The organism is Paenibacillus sp. FSL R7-0210 (assembly GCF_038009085.1).
Classification (GTDB): domain Bacteria; phylum Bacillota; class Bacilli; order Paenibacillales; family Paenibacillaceae; genus Paenibacillus_AQ; species Paenibacillus_AQ silagei.
Genome location: NZ_JBBPAR010000001.1, coordinates 4,468,226 through 4,493,968, shown reverse-complemented (window position 1 = coordinate 4,493,968; position 25,743 = coordinate 4,468,226). Strand labels below are relative to the sequence as shown.

The 25,743-nt window shown below is 54.2% G+C and carries 19 protein-coding genes and 1 riboswitch; of the genes, 17 read left to right on the top strand and 2 right to left on the bottom strand.

Annotated features, from left to right (window positions below):
- Window positions 1-11: 11 nt before the first annotated feature.
- The 13 genes from iolD (at window position 12) to MKY64_RS19130 (ending at window position 19,363) form a co-directional block, all read left to right on the top strand.
- A complete protein-coding gene (gene iolD, locus MKY64_RS19190; RefSeq protein WP_340955083.1) occupies window positions 12-1,958 on the top strand; it encodes a 3D-(3,5/4)-trihydroxycyclohexane-1,2-dione acylhydrolase (decyclizing) in 1,947 nt (648 codons plus the stop codon).
- Window positions 1,959-2,052: 94 nt separating this feature from the next.
- On the top strand, window positions 2,053-2,949 hold the full coding sequence (gene iolE, locus MKY64_RS19185) for a myo-inosose-2 dehydratase (protein WP_036725856.1): 897 nt from the start codon (window positions 2,053-2,055) through the stop codon (window positions 2,947-2,949).
- A 753-nt stretch (window positions 2,950-3,702) separates the two neighbouring features.
- Window positions 3,703-5,970 carry a helix-turn-helix domain-containing protein gene (locus MKY64_RS19180; RefSeq protein WP_340955081.1) on the top strand — a complete coding sequence of 756 codons (2,268 nt, stop codon included), beginning with the start codon at window positions 3,703-3,705 and terminating at the stop codon, window positions 5,968-5,970.
- A gap of 411 nt (window positions 5,971-6,381) precedes the next feature.
- The gene (locus MKY64_RS19175) at window positions 6,382-7,995 is read left to right on the top strand and encodes an extracellular solute-binding protein (protein ID WP_036725756.1); all 1,614 of its coding nucleotides are present in this window, start codon (window positions 6,382-6,384) and stop codon (window positions 7,993-7,995) included.
- A 137-nt stretch (window positions 7,996-8,132) separates the two neighbouring features.
- Window positions 8,133-8,972: an ABC transporter permease gene (locus MKY64_RS19170; protein WP_235191891.1), complete on the top strand. Its 840-nt coding sequence runs from the start codon at window positions 8,133-8,135 to the stop codon at window positions 8,970-8,972.
- A 25-nt stretch (window positions 8,973-8,997) separates the two neighbouring features.
- Window positions 8,998-9,870: a carbohydrate ABC transporter permease gene (locus MKY64_RS19165; protein ID WP_036725750.1), complete on the top strand. Its 873-nt coding sequence runs from the start codon at window positions 8,998-9,000 to the stop codon at window positions 9,868-9,870.
- 79 nt (window positions 9,871-9,949) lie between these two features.
- Complete coding sequence (locus tag MKY64_RS19160; protein ID WP_076076924.1) at window positions 9,950-10,852, top strand: sugar phosphate isomerase/epimerase family protein; 903 nt, start codon at window positions 9,950-9,952, stop codon at window positions 10,850-10,852.
- A gap of 70 nt (window positions 10,853-10,922) precedes the next feature.
- Window positions 10,923-12,701 carry a hypothetical protein gene (locus tag MKY64_RS19155; protein ID WP_340955077.1) on the top strand — a complete coding sequence of 593 codons (1,779 nt, stop codon included), beginning with the start codon at window positions 10,923-10,925 and terminating at the stop codon, window positions 12,699-12,701.
- A 353-nt stretch (window positions 12,702-13,054) separates the two neighbouring features.
- Window positions 13,055-14,437, top strand: coding sequence for a radical SAM/SPASM domain-containing protein (locus tag MKY64_RS19150; RefSeq protein ID WP_340955075.1), 1,383 nt, complete (start codon window positions 13,055-13,057; stop codon window positions 14,435-14,437).
- Window positions 14,438-14,506: 69 nt separating this feature from the next.
- Complete coding sequence (locus MKY64_RS19145; protein ID WP_281068293.1) at window positions 14,507-14,641, top strand: hypothetical protein; 135 nt, start codon at window positions 14,507-14,509, stop codon at window positions 14,639-14,641.
- 77 nt (window positions 14,642-14,718) lie between these two features.
- Complete coding sequence (locus tag MKY64_RS19140) at window positions 14,719-16,089, top strand: radical SAM/SPASM domain-containing protein (RefSeq protein ID WP_340955069.1); 1,371 nt, start codon at window positions 14,719-14,721, stop codon at window positions 16,087-16,089.
- A gap of 28 nt (window positions 16,090-16,117) precedes the next feature.
- Window positions 16,118-18,073 carry a B12-binding domain-containing radical SAM protein gene (locus tag MKY64_RS19135; RefSeq protein WP_340955067.1) on the top strand — a complete coding sequence of 652 codons (1,956 nt, stop codon included), beginning with the start codon at window positions 16,118-16,120 and terminating at the stop codon, window positions 18,071-18,073.
- A gap of 42 nt (window positions 18,074-18,115) precedes the next feature.
- Window positions 18,116-19,363 (top strand): MFS transporter, encoded by a 1,248-nt coding sequence (locus MKY64_RS19130; RefSeq protein ID WP_340958129.1) that lies wholly within the window; start codon window positions 18,116-18,118, stop codon window positions 19,361-19,363.
- A 139-nt stretch (window positions 19,364-19,502) separates the two neighbouring features.
- Here MKY64_RS19130 and MKY64_RS19125 read toward each other — a convergent pair whose 3' ends face one another.
- Both MKY64_RS19125 and MKY64_RS19120 read right to left on the bottom strand, forming a co-directional pair.
- On the bottom strand, window positions 19,503-19,817 hold the full coding sequence (locus tag MKY64_RS19125; RefSeq protein WP_340955065.1) for a hypothetical protein: 315 nt from the start codon (window positions 19,815-19,817) through the stop codon (window positions 19,503-19,505).
- 140 nt (window positions 19,818-19,957) lie between these two features.
- The gene (locus MKY64_RS19120; protein WP_340955064.1) at window positions 19,958-21,214 is read right to left on the bottom strand and encodes a helix-turn-helix domain-containing protein; all 1,257 of its coding nucleotides are present in this window, start codon (window positions 21,212-21,214) and stop codon (window positions 19,958-19,960) included.
- A 116-nt stretch (window positions 21,215-21,330) separates the two neighbouring features.
- On the opposite strand from MKY64_RS19120, the gene MKY64_RS19115 reads away from it, so the two are divergent.
- The 4 genes from MKY64_RS19115 to MKY64_RS19100 all read left to right on the top strand — a co-directional run bounded on the left by MKY64_RS19115 (window position 21,331) and on the right by MKY64_RS19100 (window position 25,492).
- Window positions 21,331-23,610 (top strand): glycoside hydrolase family 3 C-terminal domain-containing protein, encoded by a 2,280-nt coding sequence (locus MKY64_RS19115; protein WP_340955062.1) that lies wholly within the window; start codon window positions 21,331-21,333, stop codon window positions 23,608-23,610.
- Window positions 23,611-23,671: 61 nt separating this feature from the next.
- Window positions 23,672-23,783: riboswitch (guanidine-I (ykkC/yxkD leader) on the top strand.
- Between the two features lie 59 nt (window positions 23,784-23,842).
- On the top strand, window positions 23,843-24,202 hold the full coding sequence (locus MKY64_RS19110; protein ID WP_076079730.1) for a DMT family transporter: 360 nt from the start codon (window positions 23,843-23,845) through the stop codon (window positions 24,200-24,202).
- Window position 24,203: 1 nt separating this feature from the next.
- On the top strand, window positions 24,204-24,518 hold the full coding sequence (locus MKY64_RS19105; protein ID WP_339254722.1) for a DMT family transporter: 315 nt from the start codon (window positions 24,204-24,206) through the stop codon (window positions 24,516-24,518).
- 110 nt (window positions 24,519-24,628) lie between these two features.
- Window positions 24,629-25,492 (top strand): aldo/keto reductase, encoded by an 864-nt coding sequence (locus MKY64_RS19100; RefSeq protein ID WP_340955060.1) that lies wholly within the window; start codon window positions 24,629-24,631, stop codon window positions 25,490-25,492.
- Window positions 25,493-25,743: the final 251 nt, after the last annotated feature.

Here is a 25,743-nt window from a genome sequence, read left to right as displayed (position 1 = left end):
GAGGACATGAAGTGGAACGTATCCGATTAACGACAGCGCAGGCGCTGGTTAAATTTCTGAATCAGCAGTATGTGGATTACGGCGGCGGGCCGGAACGCTTCGTGCACGGGGTATTCACCGTGTTCGGGCATGGTAATGTACTTGGATTGGGGCAGGCCTTGCAGGAAGCGCCGGGTGAACTGACCGTCTACCAGGGACGCAATGAGCAAGGGATGGTTCACGCGGCGACCGCGTTCGCCAAGCAGAGCCGCAGACGGAAGATTATGGCCTGTACGGCTTCAGTGGGGCCGGGGGCTGCCAATATGCTGACGGCTGCTGCAACAGCAACGGCGAATCAGATTCCTGTGCTGCTGCTGCCGGGAGATACCTTCGCTACCCGCCAGCCTGACCCGGTGCTCCAGCAGATGGAGCATACGTATAACTTGTCGATCACGGTCAATGATGCCTTCAAGGCGGTCAGCAAATACTGGGACCGTGTCACCCGGCCGGAGCAGCTGATGTCGGCAATGCTGAACGCGATGCGGGTGCTGACGGATCCGGGAGATACCGGGGCGGTTACGATTGCGCTGCCGCAGGATGTGCAGGGCGAAGCCTGGGAGTACCCGGCTGATTTCTTCCGCAAGCGGATTCACCGGGTCATCGCCCGGCTGCCTCATCCGCAGGAGATTGCGGCTGCGGCTGAGCTGATCGCCAGCAAGCAGCGGCCGCTGCTGGTCTGCGGCGGGGGTGTCCGGTATGGGGATGCCGGAGCGGCGCTGCGCGCTTTTGCCGAGAAATTCGCCATTCCGTTCGGAGAGACCCAGGCCGGTAAAAGCGCCGTAGCCAGCAGCTTCGAGTACAACCTCGGCGGCATTGGCGTCACCGGCAACGGCTGCGCGAATGAGCTGGCCCCTGAGGCCGATCTGGTGATCGGCGTAGGCACCCGGTTTACGGACTTCACCACCGCCTCGAAGAGTCTGTTCAGTCATCCTGAGGTGGAATTCCTGACGCTGAACGCCTCGCCATATCATGCGGCCAAACTGGATGCGCTTGCGGTGGTCTGCGATGCTGCTGAAGGCTTGAACGCCTTAGCCGCAGCGCTGGAAGAGCGGGGATACCGCTCTGCGTATACGGATGAGATCACCCAGGCGAAGAAATCGTGGGCTGCGGAGAGAGAACGCCTGGCTGGTGTGGAGTATCCGGTGAACACCGGCAACACAGGTGCGTTCACCCCGGAGGTAGCCGGTCATCTCGATGAGAAGCTCCCGGAATATGCAGAGGTGCTAGGCACTTCGCTGACCCAGACGCAGGTGCTGGGGATCATTAATGAAGCGATTCCGCAGGATGCGATTGTCATTGGAGCGGCGGGCAGTCTGCCTGGAGATATGCAGCGGATGTGGAACTCGGAGGTGCCGGATACCTATCATATGGAATACGGATTCTCGTGTATGGGCTATGAGATTGCCGGGGCGCTGGGCATCAAGCTGGCTGAGCCGGGGCGTGAAGTCTACGCGCTGGTCGGGGACGGCAGCTACCAGATGCTGCATTCTGAGCTGGTAACCAGCCTGCAGGAGAACCGGAAGATCAACGTCCTTCTGCTGGATAATGCAGGCTTCGGCTGTATTAATAATCTGCAGATGGAGCAGGGAATGGACAGCATGGCCACAGAATTCCGCCACCGGGGTACGGACGGCCAGCTCAGTGGTGAGCTGATGCGGATCGACTATGCGGCAAGTGCGGCCGGTTATGGGGTGCAGACCTTCCGCGCGTCTACAGCCCAGGAGCTTCACACGGCCCTGGCGGCGGCCCGCCAATCGGAACGCTCCACGCTGATCGACATCAAAGTGCTGCCGAAGACGATGACCCATGGCTATGGGGCCTGGTGGAATGTCGGGGTTGCGGAAGTGTCTGGCAAGGAAGCGGTACAGGAGGCTTATGACCGGAAGCACAGCGGACTCAAGAAAGCCCGGAGCTACTAAGCGGGCGCTGCATGTGCGCGAACCAAGGCAGACGGCGCACAGTGGATCAAGGATTCTGCCATACTTGGGATTGTGGAAGGGGTAGAACATGAGCATGTTCAGAGACAATGCCGTCCGGCTGGCGATCGCTCCGATTGCCTGGACGAATGATGATATGCCTGAGCTGGGTGGCGGCAATACGTTCGAGCAATGCATCAGCGAGATGGCGCTTGCCGGATATGAGGGCAGCGAGGTGGGCAACAAGTATCCGCGTTCCCCGGAGCTTTTGCACAAGGCACTGGAACTGCGCGGTCTGAGTATCGCCAGTGCCTGGTTCAGCGCCTTCCTGACGGTGCGTCCGTATGAGGAGACAGCGGAAGCCTTCCGTGCGCACCGGGATTTCCTGCATGAGATGGGTGCCAAGGTCATTGTAGTATCCGAGCAGGGCCGGAGTATTCAGGGGCAGATGGATACGCCGCTGTTCGCTGACAAGCCGGTATTTACCGAAGCGGATTGGGCTGCGCTTGCGGCAGGTCTTAGCGGGCTGGGACGGCTGGCGGCTGAGAAGGGCATGACGCTGGTCTATCACCATCACATGGGCACCGGGGTGCAGACTGCAGCGGAGATTGCCCGGCTGATGGAGCTTACAGATCCTAATGAAGTATCGCTGCTATACGATACGGGACATCTGGCCTTCTCCGGCGAGAATCCTCTGGAGGTGCTGCGTGAGCATCTGCCGCGGATTAAGCATGTGCATCTGAAGGACATCCGTCCGGAGGTAGTCAAGCGGGTGAAGGCAGAGAACCTAAGCTTCCTTCAGGCGGTAAAAGCGGGAGCCTTCACCGTACCGGGCGATGGCTGCATCGCGTTCGGGGAGATTTTTGCCGAACTGGCGGCCTCCCCGTATACGGGCTGGTTCGTCGTCGAAGCGGAGCAGGACCCGGCGCTGGCCGATCCGCTGGAATATGCGATCAAGGCGCGGCGGTATATCCGGGAGCATAGCGGTTTGTAGGACATCCGGGTGGCAGCCTGTATGTCTGAAGGGCAGGAATATGCGGGGGTGCACAGCTGCGGCTGTGCGCGCTCCGTTTTTTCATGAAATCCATAGATCAGGTGGAAGCTACGGGCGGAGTTAGTTGGAATTACTCCACTTGCTGCCGGAAGAATGAATCCTGGTACAACAGCAGTTGGAAAAACAGCACTTAATTTAATCACATTTCATTCAAAGTGCCATTATCGATACTATTAAATGCTGTTTTTCCACTTGCTTGGGCATAAATGTAATAAATTGAATAAATAAGATGCATTTATCCACCTGTTGTGGCCGGAGTCGGTTGCAGGGGTGGTGGACGAGTGGGTTGAAGACAGTGCCGGAGTTGGTTACCGAGGTATGCCAAGGTGGTTGTGAAGCAGTTACAGCAGCGTTGGCCGCTGTGATTGTTAAGGTAGTGCGTGCGCAGTTACAGTGGCACCCGCCGAAGCGGTTGAAGCGCTAATTACTGACTGTTTGTGGAGGCAGTTACAACCTGCACCAGCACAGGAGAATGGCGGGAAAAGGCCCGAGGGGAGTTGACTTTATCTGGTTAGCTGGAGGGGAAGCGCATGTGCTATAATGGCAGGAATTCGAACGGCGGTCAGTATGGCCGGTTGCCGCAGATGAAATAGATCTGAAGTCCATAGCCGCCCCAGAGCAGCCTTGGACGATATGTATATGAAGCGGCCGGATGCGGCCGGGTATTCTGATGGTTGTGGAGGAGGTTGTCGAATGTCCCGTTCCTGGTATCGCCGGTTGCTGCTGTCTTATTTCCCTATATTTTTGCTGACGGTGACGATTCTGATCTTTGCCTCATTTGTGTTTATTAATGATATCTCCCGGACGGAGACGAAGAAGGCAGACCGCATCTCCGCCAGCTATCTCAGGGATAGTGTGGACCGGACGATCAAGGAAGCCGAGCTGTCGGTGCTGGATGCGGTAGAGCGGAGCGAGGTCTACAAACGTTATTTCAATACGCAGAGCCAGCCGGACCAGGCGACGGTCTATGCGGTTGCCCAGAGTCTGCGCAATCTGATACAGGAATCCTCATATATCCAGTCGGTGTATTTGTATGACCGGGTGCGTGGAAGCGTTCTTACCGATACGGGGCTGAAGGAGCTGGAGGGATTCGCCGATGAGGACTGGATCAGGGCCATGACTTCGACTCCGGCAGTACCGGAAGGCTGGCAACCGGTCAGGGATTATCATTCGGGTCTGTCCCAGCGTACAGAAATTCGTGTGCTGACAACCAATAAAGCAATGCCGCTTCCCTTCGGCTCCGGGGGAATACTGGTCATTAACATTAAAGTGAGTGCCCTGGAGCAGCTCATCGACAGCATGGTTAACCAGCAGCTCTCGTTCATGACTATTGTGGACGGCAATGGCAACACCGTGTACCAGGCCCATTCCGATACGGAAGGTGCGGCTGACGGCAAGCTGCTGAACACACTTAAGCTGGAGAGAACCGGCTGGACGTTCGAGAGCGGAATCAAGGCGGGGAATCTGTTCAGTTGGGTCTCTGTGATCTCTTATCTCTGGGTAGCGATTGCGGTGGGGACCGTGCTCTGTGCGGTATTGTATCTAATCTATGTAACCCGGCGCAATTATAAGCCGATCCAGGTGATTATGAACCGGATTGAAGGCCATCAGATCCGCACGATGGATCAGTCTACCGACAGGCCGGACGAGATGATGCTGATTGACGGCGTGCTGGAGAATCTGATTAACCACATGACCGATTATGATACCAAAACCAGGGAGAACCTGCTGCTGCAGCGCAGCAAGCTGTTCACCGATCTGCTGCATAGCGAGCGGCTGGAGCAGGTGACCCGGCGGCTGGAGGAGCTGTCTCCGCTTACTGGTGCGAATGCTTCCTCGCGCTTCATCGTTGTGCTTGGGGAGATCAACCGCTATGAGCAGGTATTCGAGGACAGGTATACCCGGGGGGATCAGAATACGCTGAAGTTTGCTCTGATGAATGTATTTCAGGAATTGGCACGGAATGCGGAGCTGCAGGGATGGGCAGAATGGGTGGGCACCGAACGCGCAGCGATTCTGTTCCTGGCGACTGGCAGCGATCAGGAGATGGAGGCCAAGCTCCGGGTCTTCGCGGAGGATTGCCGCTCCTGGGTCGAGCAGAATCTGCGGATCTCGCTCAGCTTCGGTATCGGCTCCGCTGCCGCCGGGCCGGGGATGATCCGGGAGTCTTATGCGGCAGCCGAATATGTGATGCAGCACAAGCTGCTGATTCATGAGGATATCGTCTTGGCAGGCAGCGGCGAAGCGCGCCAGCCGCTGCTTGAGACGTATAAATATCTGCAGATGATTGCTGAATTCGTGAAGTATTTCCGCATGTCGAGCGGCCAGTGGCGGGAGCAGCTGGAACGGATCTTCGGGTCGTTTGAACAGGATTTCCTGAAGGACGAGGATATCCGTTCCCTGATCCAGGCTATGCTGCAGATGCTGAGCCGGGAAGTGGCGGTGATGTCTGAACAGCTGCAGGACGAGCTGTCGGCAGAGAATGCTGAGGTCCGGCTGAAGCAGCTGGAGGAGGCCGAGGCGCTCCATGAAGTGAAGACGGTTCTATTCGAATATGTCACCGACTTATTCCGCACCTATGTCTCTGCCAGCGAAACGAAGAGCTACCGGGCCATGGTCAATGAGATGAAGGATTATATCGAAGAGAATTTCACGAATCCCGATCTCTCGCTGAAGCATCTGAGTGACCGGTTCCAGGTCTCCGGCAAATATGCCAGCTATTTGTTCAAGACCGAATTCAAAATGAAGTTCGTGGATTTCCTCACCGAGCTGCGGATGAAGGAAGCGGAGCAGCTGCTGATAGATACGGATTGTTCCCTCCAGGATATCGCACTTCAAGTAGGGTATGGGAATGCCATTTCATTCGGAAGAGTCTTCAAGCGGATTGCCGGCATCACGCCGGGCGATTACCGCTCCTCCAGACGCCGCGAAGCAGCCTCCAGATTGGAGCCGCAGGACTAGCGTAAGCTGGGGAAATGAAGGAATTCCGTTTGATGGTGAAGCATGGGATTCATCTGCCGCATTCGTGTAAGGTCCAGGCCGCATTTCTCTTACGCCAACCGCTGAACAAGGGGGGCGAATAGCGATGCGGCCTGTGTTTTTGCTGATATGAAAGCGGTTTATTGTACGAAAATCGTTGGTCTGATAAACCGGATGTCCGAATTCAGGCGCTTTATCGCATCCGAAACAGGTTTATTGTCAGACCTCCGAATGTTATGGAATACTGTGGTCATCCCGCAGCAGCAAGCAGCCTTGAAACACTGAGGCCGGCCTACATGAACGGGATGAACGAATAAGACATACGGGCATCATCAAGCTCGGGGGTATCATGAAGTCACCATTATAGCCTGCTAAGGCGAGGGAGATGGAACAATGACAGTGAACGTAAACCAAAGAGTTCTGAAGAAGGCAATCGGCATCGGCTTGACCGCAGTAATGGGAGCTACTCTGCTTGCAGGCTGTTCCTCAGACGGTAAATCGAATTCGGCAGCCGGAGGTACAGACGCACCGGGGAAGAGCGCGGAACGCGTAACCTTGAAGGTGGAGATCTTCGACCGCGGTAAAACGCCGAAGCAATACACCATTACCAACAACTTCGTGTCCCAGATGATTCAGAAAAATTTCGGTGATCCTAATAATATCAATGTAGAATTTGTCCCGGTACAGCGTTCGGAAGAAGTGACCAAGTTGAACGTATTGATGGCCAGTAATACGGATGTGCCGGATATTGTCTTCACTTATGATTCCAGTGTCTTCTACCGTTACGCCCAGCAGGGCGGGTTGACCGACGTAGGTTCCTTATTAGAGGAGCACGGCCAGACGCTGAAGAAATTCATTGGTGACGAGACGATGGCCTTCGGCCAGCTCGACGGCAAGCAGTTCGCCATCCCTGGTAAACGGGCGATTACAGGCCGTTACGCTTCATACATCCGCCAGGACTGGCTGGATAAGCTGGGGCTGCCGGTACCGAAGAACACCGATGAGCTATACACTACTTTGAAAGCGTTTAAAGAGAAGGACCCGGGCGGTCTTGGCAGCAAAACCATTCCGATGGGCATGTCCCTCGGCTCGGCTCAGCTGGAGACCCTGATCTACTCCTTCATCAAGCCGATCAGCGGCGACCTTACTTACAGCCAGCGCTACGAGCTGCCGCTGCATGAGGGCTTCAAGGATGCGGCACAGTTCCTCAACAAGCTCTACAATGAAGGGCTGGTCAGCAAGGACTTCAGTCTGGATGAAGACAAAGCCCAGGTATCCAAGGATATTCAGAACGGCAACGTCGGCTTCTGGTCGGAGGATGTGGATAGTATGTTTTATGCCGATGGCACTCTTGATAATCTCTACAAGAATGTGCCGGGCAGCAAGGTGCTGCCGGCGGATATCCTCACCAATGCCAAGGTGGACAATAAATATATCAAATCCCGCTATGCCTCGAACGGTATGTACATCATGATCCCTAAGAGCAGCAAGCGTGCGGTGGAAGCGGTGAAATATCTCGATTGGATGGCGACTGGCAACAACCTGATTGACATTTACAACGGTGTTGAAGGCGAGAACTATGATATGGTGGACGGCATCCCGGTCGTTAAGGCTGATGTTTCCCAGGAATTCCAAGACCGTCTGTTCACTTCCGGGGACACCGCAATTATCTCCAACGGTAAGAACCTCGGCGATCAGGCTACCAATGAGAAAGCCTGGATTCTGGGCTTCCCTGCCAACAACCAGGAGGCGCTGAAGCAGTCTATTGATATTGCCAACACAGATACTGTGGGTCCTATCGTCTTCGGTAAGCCGATTGAATCGGAATCGAAATACGGCACTACGCTCAGCGATAAGCTTAACGTGATCATCGTGAAGACTGCGATGGCGAAGCCGGATCAATTCGATACTATTTTCGAACAGGAAATGAAGGACTACATGTCTCTGGGCGGAGACAAGCTGAAAGCGGAGCTGGAGCAGGCGCTTACAGAGATTTCAGCCAAATAAACTAAAAAAAGTGAAAACCGGGGGGAGCTGGCATGCTGCTCTGCCCGGTTTTTTCTCCATAGGAGGAGAGGAACTTGAGCAAAGCGTCTTACATCAGAAGGTACTGGCAACTATACGCGCTGCTTTCACTGCCCATTATGTATTTCCTGATTTTCCGCTACGGCCCGATGTACGGGGTACAGATTGCCTTTAAGGATTTCAACCTGTTCCAAGGCATCAACGGCAGTGAGTGGATCGGCTTCGATGCGTTCCGCGAAGTGTTTGGCATGAAGGAGTTTTACAGCAGTCTGCGCAATACGTTTATGCTGAATTTTCTCGATTTGATAGTGTCTTTCCCGGCCCCGATTATTCTGGCTATTATGCTGTATGAAGTGAAGTCGGTATGGTTCAAAAAAATATCACAGACCCTCCTCTACATTCCCCATTTCATTTCCTGGGTGATTATCGGGGGTATCGTCTATCAATTGTTCGGCAACCAATCCGGTATGGTGAACGGTGTACTGGAGAGCATGGGGCTGAATCCTATTCCTTTTTTGACCGAAAAAAATCCATGGCTGATTACCTACCTGTTCACGGGTGTCTGGCAAAGTGCCGGCTGGGGGACCATCCTGTATCTGGCGGCGCTTACCGGTGTCAACCGCGAGCTGTTCGAGGCTGCTGAAGTGGATGGGGCTACCCGGATGAAGAAGATCTTCTACATTACGTTGCCCAGTATCAAACCAACCATTATTACCCTGCTCATTCTCAACCTGGGGAAAATGGTCAGCATCGGCTTCGATCGTCCTTACATCATCGGGAATACGGCAGTGCGCGAATACTCCGATGTGCTTAGTACCTTCGTCTACCGGATTGGTCTGGAATCGGGCCAGTATACGCTGGCAACTGTAGTTGGATTGTTCCAGGCGGTGGTTGGACTGGTGTTCATCCTTGGTTCCAATTATATATCGAAAAAAGTGACCGGCGACGGCATTCTATGATTATACAGAAAGGAGGCGGAGTACAATGAGTGAACGTACCTCTAACCGGATATTCGATATCGTTAACGTTACCTTTATTGCGCTGTTCGTGCTGTTCTGCCTGGCTCCGTTTATACACGTTATTGCGGTGTCCCTCAGCTCCACGCGGGCTATTACTTCCGGGGAAGTTACGATTTTCCCGATTGAGCTGAACTGGAAGGCGTATGTGCAGGTCTTCACCGACAATGCGATGATCCGCTCGCTGATCTTCACCATTATTTTGACGGTTGCGACTACGGTATTATGTATGCTTTTCACCGTTGCAGCTGCTTACCCGCTGACCAAAAGCAAGCTGAAGGGCCGTACGATGTTCATGTACCTGATCATCATCACCATGTTCTTCAGCGGCGGTATTATTCCTGAGTACCTGCTGATCCGTGATCTGCATATGATCGATTCTGTCTGGTCGCTGATTCTGCCCGGTCTGGTCAGCCCGTTCAACCTGATTATCCTGATCTCCTTCTTCCGCAGCATTCCGCCGAGTCTGGAAGAATCGGCCGAGATTGACGGCAGCTCGCATATCCGCACCCTGCTCAAAATCGTTCTGCCGTTATCTATGCCGGTTATGGCTACACTTGCGCTCTTCTATGCGGTAGGACGCTGGAACGGATTCCAGGATTCCCTGATGTATATCAATAATCCCGATCTGTATCCGCTTCAGCTGAAGCTCTTCCAGATGGTTCAGAACAATATGATCACTGAGCTGACGAACCTGGAGGGGGCGGCCCGCACCAAGCTGCCGCCGGAGAGCCTCAAGGCCGCCACTGTCGTCTTCGCCACGGTGCCGATTCTGGTCGTCTATCCTTGGCTGCAGAAATATTTCGTCAGTGGTGTTATGCTGGGAGCTGTGAAGGGCTGATTGATATTACTTAGGCGTTGCGAGAGGAGAGACGGTCGTGGAGGATAAGGGAGAATTCTCCTTCTCCACCTGCTGGAATATGAGACGTCATTCTACAGGTGATGGATTACTTAATGAGATCCGGGAGCTGGGGTTCCGCAGGGTGGAGCTGAATTATAATGTGACGGAGGAAATGCTGGTTACCATCGAGCCGATGATTGAACGCGGGGAGATCGGTATATCGAGCGTTCATAATACGTTCCCCCATGTCCCGGACCCTGACTACGGCACGGATTCGGTCCTGCTGGGCTTCGAGGACAAGGAGAAACGGAAGCGGGCGATAGACCTGCTGGTTCGCTCGGCAGAATACGCTCAGCGTTACGGCGGCGAAGCAGTGGTAGTGCATCCGGGCGAGGTACCGTTCCCGTATGATATCTCCGGGGAGCTGGAGCAGATCTACGAGGGGCAGGGCAGGGATTCGGCAGCTTACCGCAGCAAATGGGCGGAGCTGATGGAGCGGCGTGAAGCGTATAGTACAGGCTATGTGCAGACCATTATCGAGAGTCTGGACGAGGTGTGTAACCGCGCGGTGTCCAAGGGGCTGAATATCCGCTTCGGCATCGAGACCCGCTCCAAGCCGCAGCAGATTCCGACACTGGCGGAAGCGAAGACGATCATCCATGCCTTAAAGGGAGCGCCTGTCGGCATCTGGTACGACACGGGTCACGCTATTCTGATGGACCGTCTGGGCCTGTATGACAGTATAGGGGAAATGGAAGGGCTGATGGATGATATCGTCGGTGTCCATATTCATGAGACGATCGGCCTTGCCGACCACTGGTGCCCTTATGTGAACAGCGGAGATCCGGATTTCTACGATGCCTATCTGCCGATGATTGAACGGGCGCAGGTCAAGGTGTATGAGCTGAAGGCGGCCTGCCGCCCGGAAGAGATACATGAGAGCCACCGTCTGCTTACAGCTAAGCTGGCGCGCAGGGGATAGGCAGAAGGCGGATGGGAATCAGAGAAATCAGAGAAATTAGCCAGAGAGCTTCCCGCAAGGAGGAACCCTAATGTATAAGCAATTGGTAGAGAGTAATGACAGAGCAGTAGAACAGGGAATCCCCCGGCAGGTGCTGGATCAGAGCAACCTGTATTATGGAGGAACTCTTGATCCCCATACGGGGATTGCCTGGGTGAATCACACCACTGGTACCCCGACGGATATGTGTTACTGGGGTGCGGCGCTGGTGAACCCGGATTCGAAGTATTACCGGGATGAGGAGCTGCTGGAACGGCTGAAGCTGGCGACGGAGTTCGTGCTGCGCTTCCAGCATCAGGACGGCTCCATCTCCCCGGGCTGGACGAATTATCATTCGCCGCCGGATACGGCCTTCGTTGTGGTCGGCTACGCGCAGTTATATCAGCTGCTGGCGAAGCAGGAGTGGCCGCCGCTTCAGCCGGTGCTGGACAACATGCTCCTGTTCCTGGAGCAGTCCCTCCCCGTAATGCTTACGGGCGGGGTCCATACTCCGAATCACCGCTGGGTGATGTGCGCGGCGCTAGGGTTTCTCTATGAGCTGTTCGGCAGAGAAGAGGCCCGGCAGCGGGCGGATGAATGGCTGGCAGAAGGAATGGACATCACGCCGGACGGGGAATGGACCGAGCGGAGCAACGGCATCTACAGCGCCGTAAGTGATATTATGCTGATTCATGCCGCCCGGCTGCTGGATAAGCCGGAGCTGCTGGAACCGGTGCGCCGGAACCTGCACATGATGGTCTACCTTGTTCACCCGTCCGGCGAAGTCGTGACCGATTATTCCGGGCGGCAGGATCTGGGGGTGCTCCATGATCTGTCTCCTTATTATCTGCCGTATGCGATCCTTGCCCGTTCGGACAAGGATGCCGTGCTGGCCGGTATGGCGGAATGGGCCGGACGCTCCTTGTCCAATCCGGGCGTCTGCTCGGTGAACGCCCTGGTACGTATGCTGCTGGAGCCGGAGCTGCAGCAGCCGCCGGAGGCTACAGCAGAGCTGCCTGTACAGTATGAGCAAATCCTGAACGGTGATTTCCTGCGGGAGCGCTATCTGCAAAGAATGGAGTCGGCGGGTCACCAGGGACGGATCTACCACAGCCGGCTGCATACCGACTTCGGGGCGCCTGTGGCCCGGCTCAGAGACGGGGCGACCAGCGTGACGCTGATCACGGAGACGCCTTCGTTCTTCGCGATGCGTCACGGTGCTGTAAGGCTGCTGGCCGTGCAGCTGAATACCAGCTTCTACCCCGGATTCGTGCCGATGCAGGAGATGACCCGGCTGCCGGAGGGCTACCTGCTGAAGGGCGTGCAGAAGAAGGGCTACTACGGTCCGGTGGAGGGTGCGCTTCTCCCGCCGGAAGCGGGTACGGCTGTCAGTCCGTGGTATCTTTTGCCGCATCAGAGCCGTCCGCTGACCCATGAACAGACGTTGTCTGTGGAGACTGAGGTACACCGTACGGAGACGGGCTGGACTATCCGGTTGCGCTGCGCGGAGCCTGCCCAGGTCCTGGCTCAATTGTCCTTCAAATTCGGCTGGGAAGGTAACTTCGCTTCAGGTGAGCTAGAGCCAGCGGATCAGAACAACTTCACCCTGGGAGAACTGCAGTCAGTGGACGAGGATAACTTCCTGTGGAGCGGCGGGCAGATTCGGTATACTTCTGGCGGAGAGTGGATCGACCTGACGGGCGGCGAAATGGCCCATCTCGGCAGAACATCCCCGGAACCCGGCCCGCCGAAGAGCTACAAAACCGTGCAGGTTAACCTGGTGACCCCGTTTGACAAGACATTTACGCTAACTCTCTCTCCTGCGCAGTAGAGTTGGCAGAAGTAGTAGCGTGTGGGCGATGGCATGTTCGCTTGGACATGCGCAAAGACACCAGCATCTTCGGAGGCTGGTGTCTTTGGCGTGAGGATACGGTTGGCACAATGAGGTGCATTAGTGCACCTGATTTCGGAGAAAGTTGGCGGCAGGTGCGGACTGGAGTGGTAAACCGCTTCTATCTACTTATTGCAAGAGTAATTGGAAATTTCTATTTCTCTGTTTTTTTATCATTTAATAGATTATTTCCTATTTTATGACTTTTATCATAGTTGTCCATCAGGAAAAGTTTTACATTATTTACAAGTTAGTAAATGCAACTCTATCAGTCCTGAGGAGGATGAGGGCGTATGAGATTGTCTAAGTATAACTACAAACACAGATTAAGCGATGATGTTCTGCTGATCATGAATACATTAACCGGCGCTGTAGACTTGGTTGAGCCTAAGGTAGCCCGTGTTCTTTTTAATAGAAGCTCTGATACATCTGCATTAAACGATCTGGATCCGGAAACTCGTACCCTGCTTAAGAGCAGAGGGTATCTCACGGATATGAGTGAAGAACAATATGTCCGCGAATCACTTGAAACCTACTACCGCTCTCATCCGGCCTTACAATTCACAATCTGCCCCACCTACAAATGCAACCTCGCCTGCCCTTATTGCTTCCAATCGGACATTCACCAGGACTCGCCGACGCTTGACCTTGCACAGATTAATGAGATATTTCAGGCGATGGATCAGATGGTGCATCTGAAGCCTGAGGCGGCCGTCCAGTTCGAGCTTTTCGGGGGTGAGCCCTTCCTGGCCCGTAATCAATCTCAGGTGGAGTATATTTTACAGCAGGCTATTGAGCGGAGTTGGCCTATTCTCTCCATTACGAACGGTACCGAACTCGGTGCGTATTTCCCTTTTCTGCAGAAGCACTCGGCGCATTTCCGCCATATGCAAATCACACTGGACGGCCCGAAGGAGATCCACGACCAGCTGCGTAAATACAGGAACAACAGCGGCAGCTATGATCTTATCTGCTCAAACATTACTTTTCTCCTGGAGCACCATATACCCGTAACCGTCCGAATCAACACAGGCCGGGAGAATGTCCGGCATTTGCCGGAGATGTTCGCCGGGTTCGAGCGGCTTCAGTGGACAAGCTCACCTGATTTCTCCTGCCAGATTGCCCCGATCAATGATAATTTCAATACGGGGAAGGTTGCCGGCTTCCAGCCTGAATCTGATCTTCTGAAGCAGCTTCATTTACTCTTCCCGGATTGGGAAGCCACCCGGCGCAGGTATAAGGTCAGCCTGGGGTATTTCATGGAGAAGAAGCTGCGGATACTCCGCAAAGCTATGTTTGACACAGACGATGACCACTATTACTTCGATCTGTCCGGCTGCAGTGCTTCAAAGCGTCATAATCTCGTATTTGGTGCAGACGGGCGGCTGTATCCTTGTGTTGAAACCGTCGGATTCCCGGATTATTCGATTGGAAGCTACCTTCAAGGGCTGCATTTGGATGAAGAGAAGTGGCAGAGATGGCACCGGGATATCGTGGTGAATGACAAATGCAGACACTGTAATCTTGCGCCTCTCTGTGGGGGCGGCTGCGTACTGAAAGGAAGCAGAGACGGGGAATTAAGGGATTTCGAATCGAACTGCAGCGATACAAGGCAATATCTGAAGACCTATCTCGATCTTCACCGGGACCGTCTGCTCGAAAGCTATTGCCGGTGAACACCATTACCCTGATGTCAAGGTATTTACCTTGCCATAAATATTCTTAGAGGAGAGGAGGTAATGTACATGAAATCACTGACGAAGAACAAGGATCTCTGGACGAATCTCTCAGCCAAAGACCTTGAAGAAATTACGGTTCCAATGGCATGTTGCCAGAAAGCATCCATTCAAATCAACAATCCTACCAAAAAAGCCATCTAACAGCATCCTTATATTTGGGAAATAGCGGGAAGCGCATCCTTATGCCTTCCCGCTGTTCATACCAGGGGGGATAGACATTGTATATTTCAGAATATATTCTTACGTATCGCTTAAGAAACGGCCGTCATCTTATCTTCAATTCCCTGTCAGGCGCAATGGATATTGTGGAAGAGCATATCAGCCGGTTCCTCCAGAAACATCAGCCTGTTGCCTATACTCTCACCGCTGATGAAGAACAGTTTCTGGCCGGCAGAGGTTATTTGTACAGGGAGCGTGAAGAGGAGCAAGCCCTGATCCGCCGGTACAAAGAATACCTGGATCAGCATGGATCGGGTGACATTTCCTTTGTGTTCTGTCCTTCCATGACCTGTAATTTGAAATGTGTCTACTGCTTTGAGCCCCAAGAGATCCGCTCCAGCCATGAACAGATGACTGAAGATCAGGTGCAGGCTGCCTTCCTGGCCATGGATCAAATCATGGAGCAGCAACAGTCTACCCGGCATCATTTTGTTATTTTTGGCGGGGAACCACTCCTGCCCCTGAACCATTCTATCGTCGGACTTATTCTTGAGCAGGCCAAAGCTAGGGGAATTACAGGAACGGTCATATCCAATGGGGTGTTCCTGTCACACTATCAGGAATTGCTAGAGCCTTACAAGGACATGCTCAGAATCCAGTTAACCATAGACGGCCCCCAGGCGGTTCATGACCGGCGGCGGATCACCCGGGCCAATGAGGGAACCTTTATGAAAATAACCGCTCAGATTGACTCCTTCCTGGAGCATGATTTCGACATCGCTATTCGTGTCAATCTGGATGGTGAGAATATAGAGCATCTGAATGAACTCCTGGATTTCTTCCAGGAACGGCAATGGAATGCTTACCCTAACTTCTCGGTTTCACTGTCTCCCGTTGAGAATTATGCAGGGAATTCCGCCCCGGGCCTGCTGCCCAGCTATCAGCTCACGGAATTCATCAAAGTGCATGTGCCAAACGATAAATTAAAAAGGCTGAATGTCGTATTAAACAGTGATCTAACCAGACTCTCCTTGCCGTTCGAGCACGTGCTGGGAACAGGCCTCGCTAAAGATAACTATTTCCCTAACTATTATTTTTGTGAGGCGGCCGGAGGAAAAACATTCACCTTCTCGCCGGACCACCAGGTCTACCCTTGCACCAGTATTATAGGTAATCCCAAATGGAGTCTTGGAACGTATTACCCTCAGCTTAAGCTGGATGACCAGAAGCTGGCGCTCTGGAAGGAACGTCATGTCTTGAATCAGCCGGAGTGTAAAGGATGCAATATCGCTTTTCTATGCTCCGGGAATTGTCCGGTTCAAGCCGACCGGACCACCGGTTCGATCTTAGGCGCCTACTGCGGAAATGTGAAGCGTGACCTTGACAGCCATCTGGAGCTGCTGAATGCTTCGTTCACCGCCTTAAGTTAAATCTTCTCTTACGTGAGGTGACTGGGAAATGATTCAATTGATATGTCCGCCCTATAATGCAGCTGTGGATACCGTTGATCCTCCGCTCAACCTGCTTGTGCTAGGCGCTGCACTTCTTGAAGCGGGGTACGGGGTATGTCTCACTGATCTGGCATTACTCTATTCAGGCACCAGCCATTTCGATACAGCAGCCCTTGCCGGTATTGCCCAATTAATCATCGGCAAGCCATCCAGAGTTCTCGGATTCACGGCGATGTGCGGCAATTATTCGATCGCACTGAGAATTGCGGAGGAATGCAAACGGCTGGACCCGGACAGAATCATTATTCTTGGCGGACCCCATGCGAGCTTCGTAGCGGCTGAAACCTTAACCCATTTCCCAGCGATAGACTATATCGTTGCCGGAGAAGGCGAGCTGACGCTGCCGGAGCTGATTGCGGTCCTGGAGTCGGGCCATCCGCTCTCAGAGGTAGAAGGAATCTGCTTCCGTGAAGAGGGGACAATCCGCACCAATCCGCCGCGGCCGATTCTGAGGAATCTCGATGATACGCCCTTCCCTGCCTTTCATCTAATCGAGGATATTGAAGCTTATTTTACCACTCCGGAGAGCCGGTTTTTTCCGGTTGAGGCGGGACGCGGCTGTCCCTTTAATTGCAGCTTTTGCAGCACCTCGACCTTCTTTTCACGAAAATACAGAACTAAAAGTCCTGCACGGATCATCGCCGAGATGAGATACGTCAGGGATCGTTGGGGAATCACCCATTTCAGCTTAACGCATGATAATTTCACGGTTAATCAGAAGTTTGTCAGACAATTCTGCCGGGAGCTGCTGGATTGCAGCGAGCCCTTCACCTGGAGCTGCTCCTCCCGGACGGACCACGTCAATATAGAACTGTTTGAGGTGATGATGCAGGCTGGATGTAATGGTGTCTTCTTCGGGATTGAGAGCGGCAGCCAGCCCATCCAGCAGGTCATTGGCAAAAAGCTCGATCTGAACCAGGCTTATGAGCTGCTCCGCGAGCTTCATCGGCTGGGTCTGTCATGTACGGCTTCATTTATTACCGGATTTCCCGAAGAGACAACCGAAGACCTTAATCAGACGCTGGATATGATTGTCCGGCTGCTCTCCATAGGAATAGCGGATGTGCAGCTGCATCAACTGTCCCTTTTTCCCGGAACCCAATTGTTTGACGCAGCGAAGGGCAGCCTGGTGCTGGACGAGCAGTTCTGGAGCACGAACGATATGAACAGTGATTTCCAGCTATCCGGCATTGAAAAGAACTGGATTGCCAGCTACCCGCAAATTTTCAGCAACTATTACTCCTTGCGGTCTGTGGATACACACACTCTGCACAGGATCAGAAAGCTCTACTACCCGCTGGCCCGTTCGTTCTTCCGTACCTTGTATTATCTCAATCATCTGGCGGCTGTTCCATACACCCGTACAATCGATTATGTCTCTGCCAGGCTGGATATGCATGAGGCAATGCCGCCGGAAGCGGAGCTGGCCCTCATTCTTGATGAGCTGGTGCAGGGTCTTGTGCCGGAAACCGGACGGGTCCTTAAGGACTTCCTGTCTTATGAGCGTGCGGTGATGGAACTGATGCAGCAGGATACAGCACCGCAGGACACAACTGCTATGAAGCCTGTCAAAGTGATGCAGCCGCACTATTCCATCCCTGCGCTGAAGCTGCACAGTCCCCTTCCTGCAGAGCTTGAGCTTGCGGAAGGGCATGAAGATTGGATTCTGCTGGTGCTGGAGAGCGCACCGGCTCTTGAAGGACGCAGGCGCTACGTCCGGGTGATGAGCATGGACCCTTTAAGCATTGCTATTATTCAACAGATGGAGGACGGGAGCGACTTCCGTACGGTTGTACACAACCTGGCGTTAGAGAATCCTTTTGCTGCCAGCGAACAGGATCGGCAGGAATGGATCAGCCGGGTGTACGATCATTTCCATACGCATGAATTGCTGACTTCCTAGGGTGACAATACCGAAAGAGAGGGGGGCCTTTCCTTGTGGAGTATGCTGAAGAACGGAGTGTTCCGCCGATTATGGTGCACGCAGACCTTATCCTCTGTAGGAGATGAGATCAGGAACTGGGCCATCCTGTTCTGGGTATTTGCGGAAGCGGATCAAGCTGTCTTTTACCGGACGGCTCTTTTGTTTGCCCAGATGCTCCCGGTCTTTATCATGGCTCCTCTTGCCGGAACATGGGTTGACCGCAGGAAACCAAAGAAGGTGCTGCAGGCGACGCTGGTGATCCGGGCTGCGATGTCTTTTGTACTGGCCGGATTGATCTGGATGGAGCAGGTTCCGCTTTTGCTGGTCATGCTGGCCTTCACGTGTACGGTTCAGCAATTTTTTCAGCCTGCCATCAGTAAATTAACGGTCACAGCCGTGGACAACGAGGATTACGGTACCGCCAGTTCCTCTGTAAAGACGGTAGATACGCTGATCAGTCTTGCCGGGCCTGCAATCGGAGCCTTTGTCTACCAATGGTGGGGGGCGTCAACTTCTTTAATTGTGGACGGCTTTTGTTTCATCGCAGGCAGCCTGTTCATTCTGAGTCTTAAGGTGAGCCCGGCCCCCCTGGCAGCACCCTCCGATTCCGGTCCGGCAACCTCCTTTTGGGTGGATGTCCTGGAAGGCTTCCGGTATATCTTCGCTTCTGCGCTCACCAAACGCTTATTTATCATGTTGGCGGTAATGGGGGCGTGCACAGGAGCGATTAATCTGTTAAATATATATTTCGTAGTGAAAGAGCTGCATTTAGACCAGAATTACTTAGCCTGGGCAAGCACCGCCGGGGGCATCGGTATGTTCGCGGGGGCGCTCGGTCTGAACCTGCTTGGGGCAAAATTCAAAAATTATGTGCGAATCAACATTTGGGGAGCAGCGGTCATGACTCTGGGGTTGTTGCTGCTCACGCTCTCCTTCGGCTCTTGGTCCATGCTGCTCAGCCGTGTCATTATCGGGATTGGCATATCCCTGCTGAGCATTACGCTGTCGACTCTGTTAATGACCTATGTTCCTGAGAACCTGCTCGGACGCGTCGGTTCCGTGTTTGAAGGCGGTCCGCTGGCGACCAATATGCTGTCTTATTTATTCTTCGGATGGTTGTATGTGTACACTGGCGCCAGATTGATCTTCGGCATCTCCACTATGCTGTTCTTCATGGCGTTTCTGCTGGCCCTTAGCCTTCAGTCTGTACTCTCCCCGGCCCGGAGAGTCCGTGCCGAACAGCAGGAGTTCATCAGCCCGTCCCAGTAACAGCCTAACCCGGGATGTACCGGCGGGATGAGCGTTAAAGAGTAGCCCATTCAGACGCAGCAAGCGTTCACCGTAATCATAATCAGCACAAGAGCCTCCCAAGCTGCCGCTTCCCGGCAGTCTGAGAGGCTCCATAATTCTATCCGTCAGTCTCCGCCACCGCCACCAGAATCACCGCCACCAGAATCGCCACCGCCTCCGAAATCGCCTCCTCCATGGCTGCTGTGACCTCCGCTATCCCAGCCTCCGTGGCTGCCGTGATGATGATCATGGGTATGATTCCCGTGGTGATGACCATGATGATGGCTGGGGCCGCTGTGCCCGTCCGTGCCCGGATGGATTTTGTGTGGGCTGTTTTCGTTGTAGCTGCCCGCATCGGCTCCGGTACCTGTGATAAAATAATGATCTCCAGAGTGAGAGCGGGTTCTATTGCCGTAATTTTTGTACCGCGCATTACGATTACTGCGATTAATCAACTTCACCGCAACGAAGATAACTGCTCCTGCGAATATTAAGCTTCCCATCATGCAGAACCTCTCCTTTAACTAAATGTAGGATTGCCCTCATAGCTGAATCATACCATAATTCTGGAAACTACTTGAAATGCTGCTTGAATTGTCCCGGGGTGAGGCCGGTATACTTCTTGAATACCTTGGTAAAATAGCTCTGGTCGTTAAAATGCAGACGGGTAGCGATATCCGACAGCGTGATCCCGGGCAGCTGGATCAGACGCTTGGCTTCTTCGACCCGCTGCTGCTGGATGTAGTCGCTGATGGCGGTTCCAGTTTCTTTTTTGAACAGCTGGGACAGGTAACTGGCACTCATTCCGGCGTATTCAGCCAGCCTGCCGAGTGGAAGCTCCTCATACAGATGATTGTAAATATAATTCCGGCACCGGTCGGAGATGCGGGAATGTCTTGCGCTGCGGCTGCCCTCCACCTGATCGGCAAAGTCACAGAGTGCGGCTAGCATAGCACGATCCACCGCCGGAATATCACGGAGCTCCTCAATATACTGGATATGGAAGTCACTCAGGGTATAGGCAGCCTCCCAGAACAGTCCGCCTTCAATCGCCGCGCGGGTGGCCAGCGTGATGGAGGAGACAGCCAGATTTTTTTTGCTGCGCAGCTGGCTTTTGCGGGACAACCTTCCGAAGCTCTCCTCGGCAAAAGAAGCATGGGTCCGCAGCAGCCCCGCCTTGTCCCCATTGGTAATATAGCGGAACATTTCGCGTTCCTGCATCGGGTCATGGTGCAGCCATGTATGCTCGCGGCGGTAGGACAAGTCCAGATCCGGGCTGTCGTCCGCCGGATGCAGCGGTTCCGCCAGCGGACCCGCCGCCAGCAGCAGCTCCGTTACGGACAATGCCTGCCCGGTGACAAGCGTGTAGAGCAGCAGCGCCGCATGATACCAGCGCTTCCGGCTAATTATAGGCAGGTTGCCGTAATACTCTAGCCAGCTTGCCTGCTGCCCGGGCGGGATGTTGTGGTCGCGCAGCAGGCTGGCTGCATTATCACCGGTAACAGGTGCGTTCAGCGCCGGGCCGGTGACGATGGCACCGTCAGCGCCGGGAAGCTGGAGAATAATGAAGTTCTCCAGGAAGCCAGTTGCGTACAGACGCGGTAACGCGGGTGCGGCCGCCTCCGCGCTGGGGTCCGCACGCACTAGCTCCATCACCTCAACCGGCAGGCCGCCTGTTCCCTGAACGGAGGGGCGGTTTAGTGCAGCCGGTCCCAGGGCTAGACGGGGCGCAGCCGCTTCATCCAGCCACAAGACCGGGACCCGGTAAGCTTCGTAGATCAGTTTGCAGATGTATTGTATACCTTCGTCATTCCCGATTTCCTTCGCCATAGGCCACCCCCTCTTTTGTCTACTTAGAATACCAAAAATCGAATTAGAGTACCATAATTGGCCGGGACAGTCGTATAGAATGAAGTCAAGAAACCGTATTCATAGGAGGCTATATAATGGCAAAGGACGTAACAGAGCTTCAAAAGCTCATTTCGCAAATGACACTAGAAGAGAAGGCCGGACTCTGCTCCGGGCTGGATTTCTGGAACACCAAAGGCATTGAACGTCTGGGTATCCCCTCAGTGATGGTAACAGACGGTCCCCACGGTCTCCGCAAGCAGCAGGGTGACGCAGACCATCTTGGATTGAATAACAGTGTACCGGCAACCTGTTTTCCGTCAGCAGCCGGACTGGCCTCCTCGTGGGACCGTGATCTGATCTTCCGGGTGGGCGAGGCGCTGGGAACGGAATGCCAGGTGGAGAATGTCGCCGTTCTGCTCGGACCAGGCAATAATATCAAGCGTTCTCCGCTGAATGGGCGGAACTTTGAATATTTCTCGGAGGACCCGTTCCTGGCCTCAGAGATGGCTGCAAATCATGTGAAGGGTGTGCAGAGCCAGGGAGTGGGGACGTCGCTGAAGCATTATGCTGCCAATAACCAGGAACACCGCCGCATGTCAGTGGATGCAGTTATTGATGAGCGGACGCTCCGCGAGATTTATCTAGCCAGCTTCGAAGGCACCGTGAAGCAGAGCCAGCCGTGGAGTGTGATGTGCTCGTATAATCAGGTGAACGGAGAGTATGCTTCCGAGAGCTATGAGCTGCTGACCAAGGTGCTGCGTGAGGAATGGGGCTTCGAAGGCTTCGTCGTGTCCGACTGGGGAGCTGTTAATGAGCGGGTAAAGGCACTGGCAGCAGGGCTTGAGCTGGAAATGCCGTCAAGTGCTGGAATCGGAGACGCCAAGATTGTAGCGGCTGTGAAGAGCGGTGATTTGGCTATGGAGACGCTGGATCTCGCTGTAGAGCGGATGCTGGCCTTTACCTTCAAAAGTGTCGAAAACCGCAACCCGCACGCTGTCTTCGATGCAGATAAGCATCATCAGCTTGCACGCGAAGTGGCCCGGGAGAGTATGGTACTGCTGAAGAATGAAGGCGGGATTCTGCCCCTCGTGAAGAGCGGCCGGATCGCCGTGATCGGTGAATTCGCCAAGCAGCCGCGCTATCAGGGCGGGGGCAGCTCGCATGTGAATCCATCCCGGATGGATGATGCCTTCGTTGAATTGCAGGCCGTTGCCGGGGATGCGGCCAGCTTCCTGTACGCACAGGGCTATGAGCTGGAGAGCGATGACATCAATGATGATCTGCTGCGCGAAGCCTGTGATACAGCAGCTAAGGCGGATGCAGCTGTGCTGTTCCTTGGTCTGCCTGACCGCTACGAATCGGAGGGCTATGACCGTAGCCATCTGCTGCTTCCTGCGAGCCATAAGGCGCTGATTGAAGCGGTGGCCGAGGTTCAGAGCGAAATTATTGTAGTGCTGAGCAACGGCGCGCCGGTCGAGATGCCTTGGCTGCATAGGGCGAAGGCGGTGCTTGAAGGCTACCTGGGCGGTCAGGCTTTTGGCGGTGCGGTTGCGGATCTGTTGTTCGGCGAAGTGAGCCCGAGTGGTAAGCTGGCGGAGACCTTCCCTATGAAGCTGAGCGACAATCCGTCATTCCTGAACTTCCCCGGTGAAGGCGATACGGTGGAGTACAAGGAAGGCTTGTTCGTAGGCTACCGTTATTATGACAAAAAAGAAATCGAGCCGCTGTTCCCCTTCGGCTACGGCCTCAGCTACACGGAATTCGAGTACAGCCGCCTGCTGCTGGATCAGACCCGCATTCAGGACACAGATACCGTTCAGGTATCGGTCACTGTCAAGAATACCGGCAGCAGAGCGGGCAAAGAAGTCGTGCAGCTCTATGTCAGTGATGTGGAGAGCCGTGTGATCCGTCCGCTGCAGGAGCTGAAGGGCTTCGGCAAGATTGAGCTGCAGCCTGGGGAAGAACGCAGCTTAACCATCACCTTGGATAAGCGTTCCTTCGCTTATTATAATGTGCAGTTAGGCGACTGGCATGTGGAGAGCGGGAGGTTCAAGATCTCTGTTGGATCTTCCTCACGCGATATCCGACTGAGCACGGAGCTTGAGGTGGAATCCACCGTGAAGCTGACCACCCGGTTCCACCGCAACACCACCGTCGGTGACCTGCTTGCCAATCCGCTGACGGAGGAGAAGGCGAAGAGCTTCAGCAGCGTGTTCGGGCTGGAGGATGTGCTTGGCGACAATCCGGAGATGCTGCTGGCCATGATGAAATACATGCCGCTGCGCGCCATGATCGGCTTCGGTCAGGGCAAGTATACCGAGGCGGATCTGGAAGCGGATCTGCAGGAGCTGAACAGGCTGGCCGGACAGGAGTAAGAGATACAGAGTTGCTTTTGGCAACGTAATTTGCTAACATACGTTGTAAGTTCATAAGCAGTTAATAGTTCTCTAGGGTTCCGCAGCAGGTACACACCGCTGGCCTGGTCCGAGGGAGAACACACGGATGAAGCTAATCCGTGTATACACGGAGGGACAAAAGCCCGGGAGGTATCGTCAGGTAATGACGATAACCTTCCGGGCTTATTTTATGAAACAGGAGGCAGGAGAAATGAAAAAGAGCACTAAGAGCTGGATCATGATTGCAGGCGCTGCTTGCTTTGAAGTGGTATGGGTCATCGGGCTGAAGCACGCCTCCGCTCCATGGGAATGGGCGGTTACTGTAGCGGCTATCGTGATCAGCTTCTACGCCCTCATCTGGGCCAGCGGCAGGCTGCCGGTCGGGACGGTCTATGCTGTATTTGTCGGACTTGGAACCGCGGGTACCGTTCTGGCGGGAGGAGTTCTATTCGGTGAACCGCTGCGGCCGTTGAAGCTGTTGTTGATTGGCCTGCTGCTGGCCGGGGTCGTCGGACTGAAGCTGGTTACCCCGGCTCAGGCTGAATCTGAACAGACAAAGGAGCTGAACTGATATGGCATGGGTGATGCTGATTGCCGCTGGTATATGTGAAATGTTCGGGGTCGCCATGATTGGCAAGCTGCACAAGGACCGCAACTGGCAGTCTGTCTGCCTGCTGGTTCTAGGCTTCGGGGCAAGCTTCCTGCTGCTGTCTCTGGCGATGGAGAGTCTGCCGATGGGGATTGCATATGCGATCTGGACAGGGATTGGAGCGTCAGGGGCAGCGATTATGGGCATGTTGTTCTACGGTGAAGCGAGGGATGTGAAGCGGATTGCCTGTATTGTAGTGATTCTGGGAGCCGTAGCAGGCCTGAAGCTGATCGGCTGAGAATTCCGCTGAAACGTTACTGAGTTGGACACTTAACGGATGTTTCGTTGCCCTGGATATGGTAAGTATAGTAAGTAAGAACATTATTCTTATAAGGAGACTTATCACATATGAGCAGACCTGTATCTGAAAGTATCCGTCTGAAGGACGGAGTCGTGCTGCCCAGACTGGGGCAAGGGACGTGGCGGATTGGTGACCAGCCGGCGAAGCGGGCAGAAGAGATTGCTGCGCTTCGCCATGGCGTGGAACTGGGTATGAATCTGATTGATACGGCTGAGATGTACGGGGACGGCCGCTCCGAGGAGCTGGTTGGTGAAGCGCTGCGGGGAATCCGCGACAGCGTATTTCTGGTCTCCAAGGTCTATCCGCATAATGCGGGCGGGACTAAGCTTATTAACAGCTGCGAAGCCAGCCTGAAGCGGCTCGGCACAGACCATCTGGACCTGTACCTGCTGCATTGGCGCGGCAACATTCCTCTGGAAGAGACCGTGGAGGGGATGGAGGCACTGGTTGCTTCCGGCAAAATCGCCCGCTGGGGCGTATCCAATCTGGATACGGCAGATATGCAGGAGCTGCTGAGTATTCCCGGCGGCAATCACTGCGCAGTCAATCAAGTGCTCTACCATCTGGGCTCAAGAGGGATCGAGCATGATCTGCTGCCCTGGCTGAGAGGACATAAGATTCCTGTCATGGCCTATTCTCCGCTGGCCCAGGCAGGCACGCTGAGAAAAGGGCTGACTGAGAATGAAGCTGTGCAGCAGATTGCCCGGAATCATGAGGTCACTCCGCTGCAGGTTCTGCTGGCCTGGACCATCCGGGACGGGGAGGTCATCGCTATTCCCAAGGCTGCCACCCATGAGCATGTGAATGAGAATGCGGCTGCCGCTAGGCTTGTGCTCACAGACGACGAGCTGTGGCAGCTCGACGATGCTTTTCCCCAGCCGTCGTGGAAGGTTCCGCTGGACATGATTTAATCATAGCTTAACCGCTGTTGCATGGCATAGCTGTCTCCGCTGAGGGGGCGGCTTTTTTGTTGTCTGGGAAACATAGCCGTATGAGCTACAGCCCTAAGTTCTTACATTATCCATCCGCAGGTTGATTCTGTTCTTTACACTACCTAAGCCTTAAATGATATTATACGTGAAATTGTGCATCCTATGAGGAAGCTTGTAGGCCGATGGGAGCAGGGCGGATACCGGACTTAAGCCCCTTGGCAGGAACTCTT

Excerpts from the sequence above, each read along its gene's own strand:
- iolE (WP_036725856.1), top strand. The coding sequence starts at position 2,053 with ATGTTCAGAGACAATGCCGTCCGGCTGGCGATCGCTCCGATTGCCTGG.
- MKY64_RS19180 (WP_340955081.1), top strand. The coding sequence starts at position 3,703 with ATGTCCCGTTCCTGGTATCGCCGGTTGCTGCTGTCTTATTTCCCTATA.
- MKY64_RS19175 (WP_036725756.1), top strand. The coding sequence starts at position 6,382 with ATGACAGTGAACGTAAACCAAAGAGTTCTGAAGAAGGCAATCGGCATC.
- MKY64_RS19170 (WP_235191891.1), top strand. The coding sequence starts at position 8,133 with ATGTATTTCCTGATTTTCCGCTACGGCCCGATGTACGGGGTACAGATT.
- MKY64_RS19165 (WP_036725750.1), top strand. The coding sequence starts at position 8,998 with ATGAGTGAACGTACCTCTAACCGGATATTCGATATCGTTAACGTTACC.
- MKY64_RS19160 (WP_076076924.1), top strand. The coding sequence starts at position 9,950 with ATGAGACGTCATTCTACAGGTGATGGATTACTTAATGAGATCCGGGAG.
- MKY64_RS19155 (WP_340955077.1), top strand. The coding sequence starts at position 10,923 with ATGTATAAGCAATTGGTAGAGAGTAATGACAGAGCAGTAGAACAGGGA.
- MKY64_RS19150 (WP_340955075.1), top strand. The coding sequence starts at position 13,055 with ATGAGATTGTCTAAGTATAACTACAAACACAGATTAAGCGATGATGTT.
- MKY64_RS19145 (WP_281068293.1), top strand. The coding sequence starts at position 14,507 with ATGAAATCACTGACGAAGAACAAGGATCTCTGGACGAATCTCTCAGCC.
- MKY64_RS19135 (WP_340955067.1), top strand. The coding sequence starts at position 16,118 with ATGATTCAATTGATATGTCCGCCCTATAATGCAGCTGTGGATACCGTT.
- MKY64_RS19130 (WP_340958129.1), top strand. The coding sequence starts at position 18,116 with ATGCTGAAGAACGGAGTGTTCCGCCGATTATGGTGCACGCAGACCTTA.
- MKY64_RS19125 (WP_340955065.1), bottom strand. The coding sequence starts at position 19,817 with ATGCGCGGTACAAAAATTACGGCAATAGAACCCGCTCTCACTCTGGAG.
- MKY64_RS19120 (WP_340955064.1), bottom strand. The coding sequence starts at position 21,214 with ATGGCGAAGGAAATCGGGAATGACGAAGGTATACAATACATCTGCAAA.
- MKY64_RS19115 (WP_340955062.1), top strand. The coding sequence starts at position 21,331 with ATGGCAAAGGACGTAACAGAGCTTCAAAAGCTCATTTCGCAAATGACA.
- MKY64_RS19110 (WP_076079730.1), top strand. The coding sequence starts at position 23,843 with ATGAAAAAGAGCACTAAGAGCTGGATCATGATTGCAGGCGCTGCTTGC.
- MKY64_RS19105 (WP_339254722.1), top strand. The coding sequence starts at position 24,204 with ATGGCATGGGTGATGCTGATTGCCGCTGGTATATGTGAAATGTTCGGG.
- MKY64_RS19100 (WP_340955060.1), top strand. The coding sequence starts at position 24,629 with ATGAGCAGACCTGTATCTGAAAGTATCCGTCTGAAGGACGGAGTCGTG.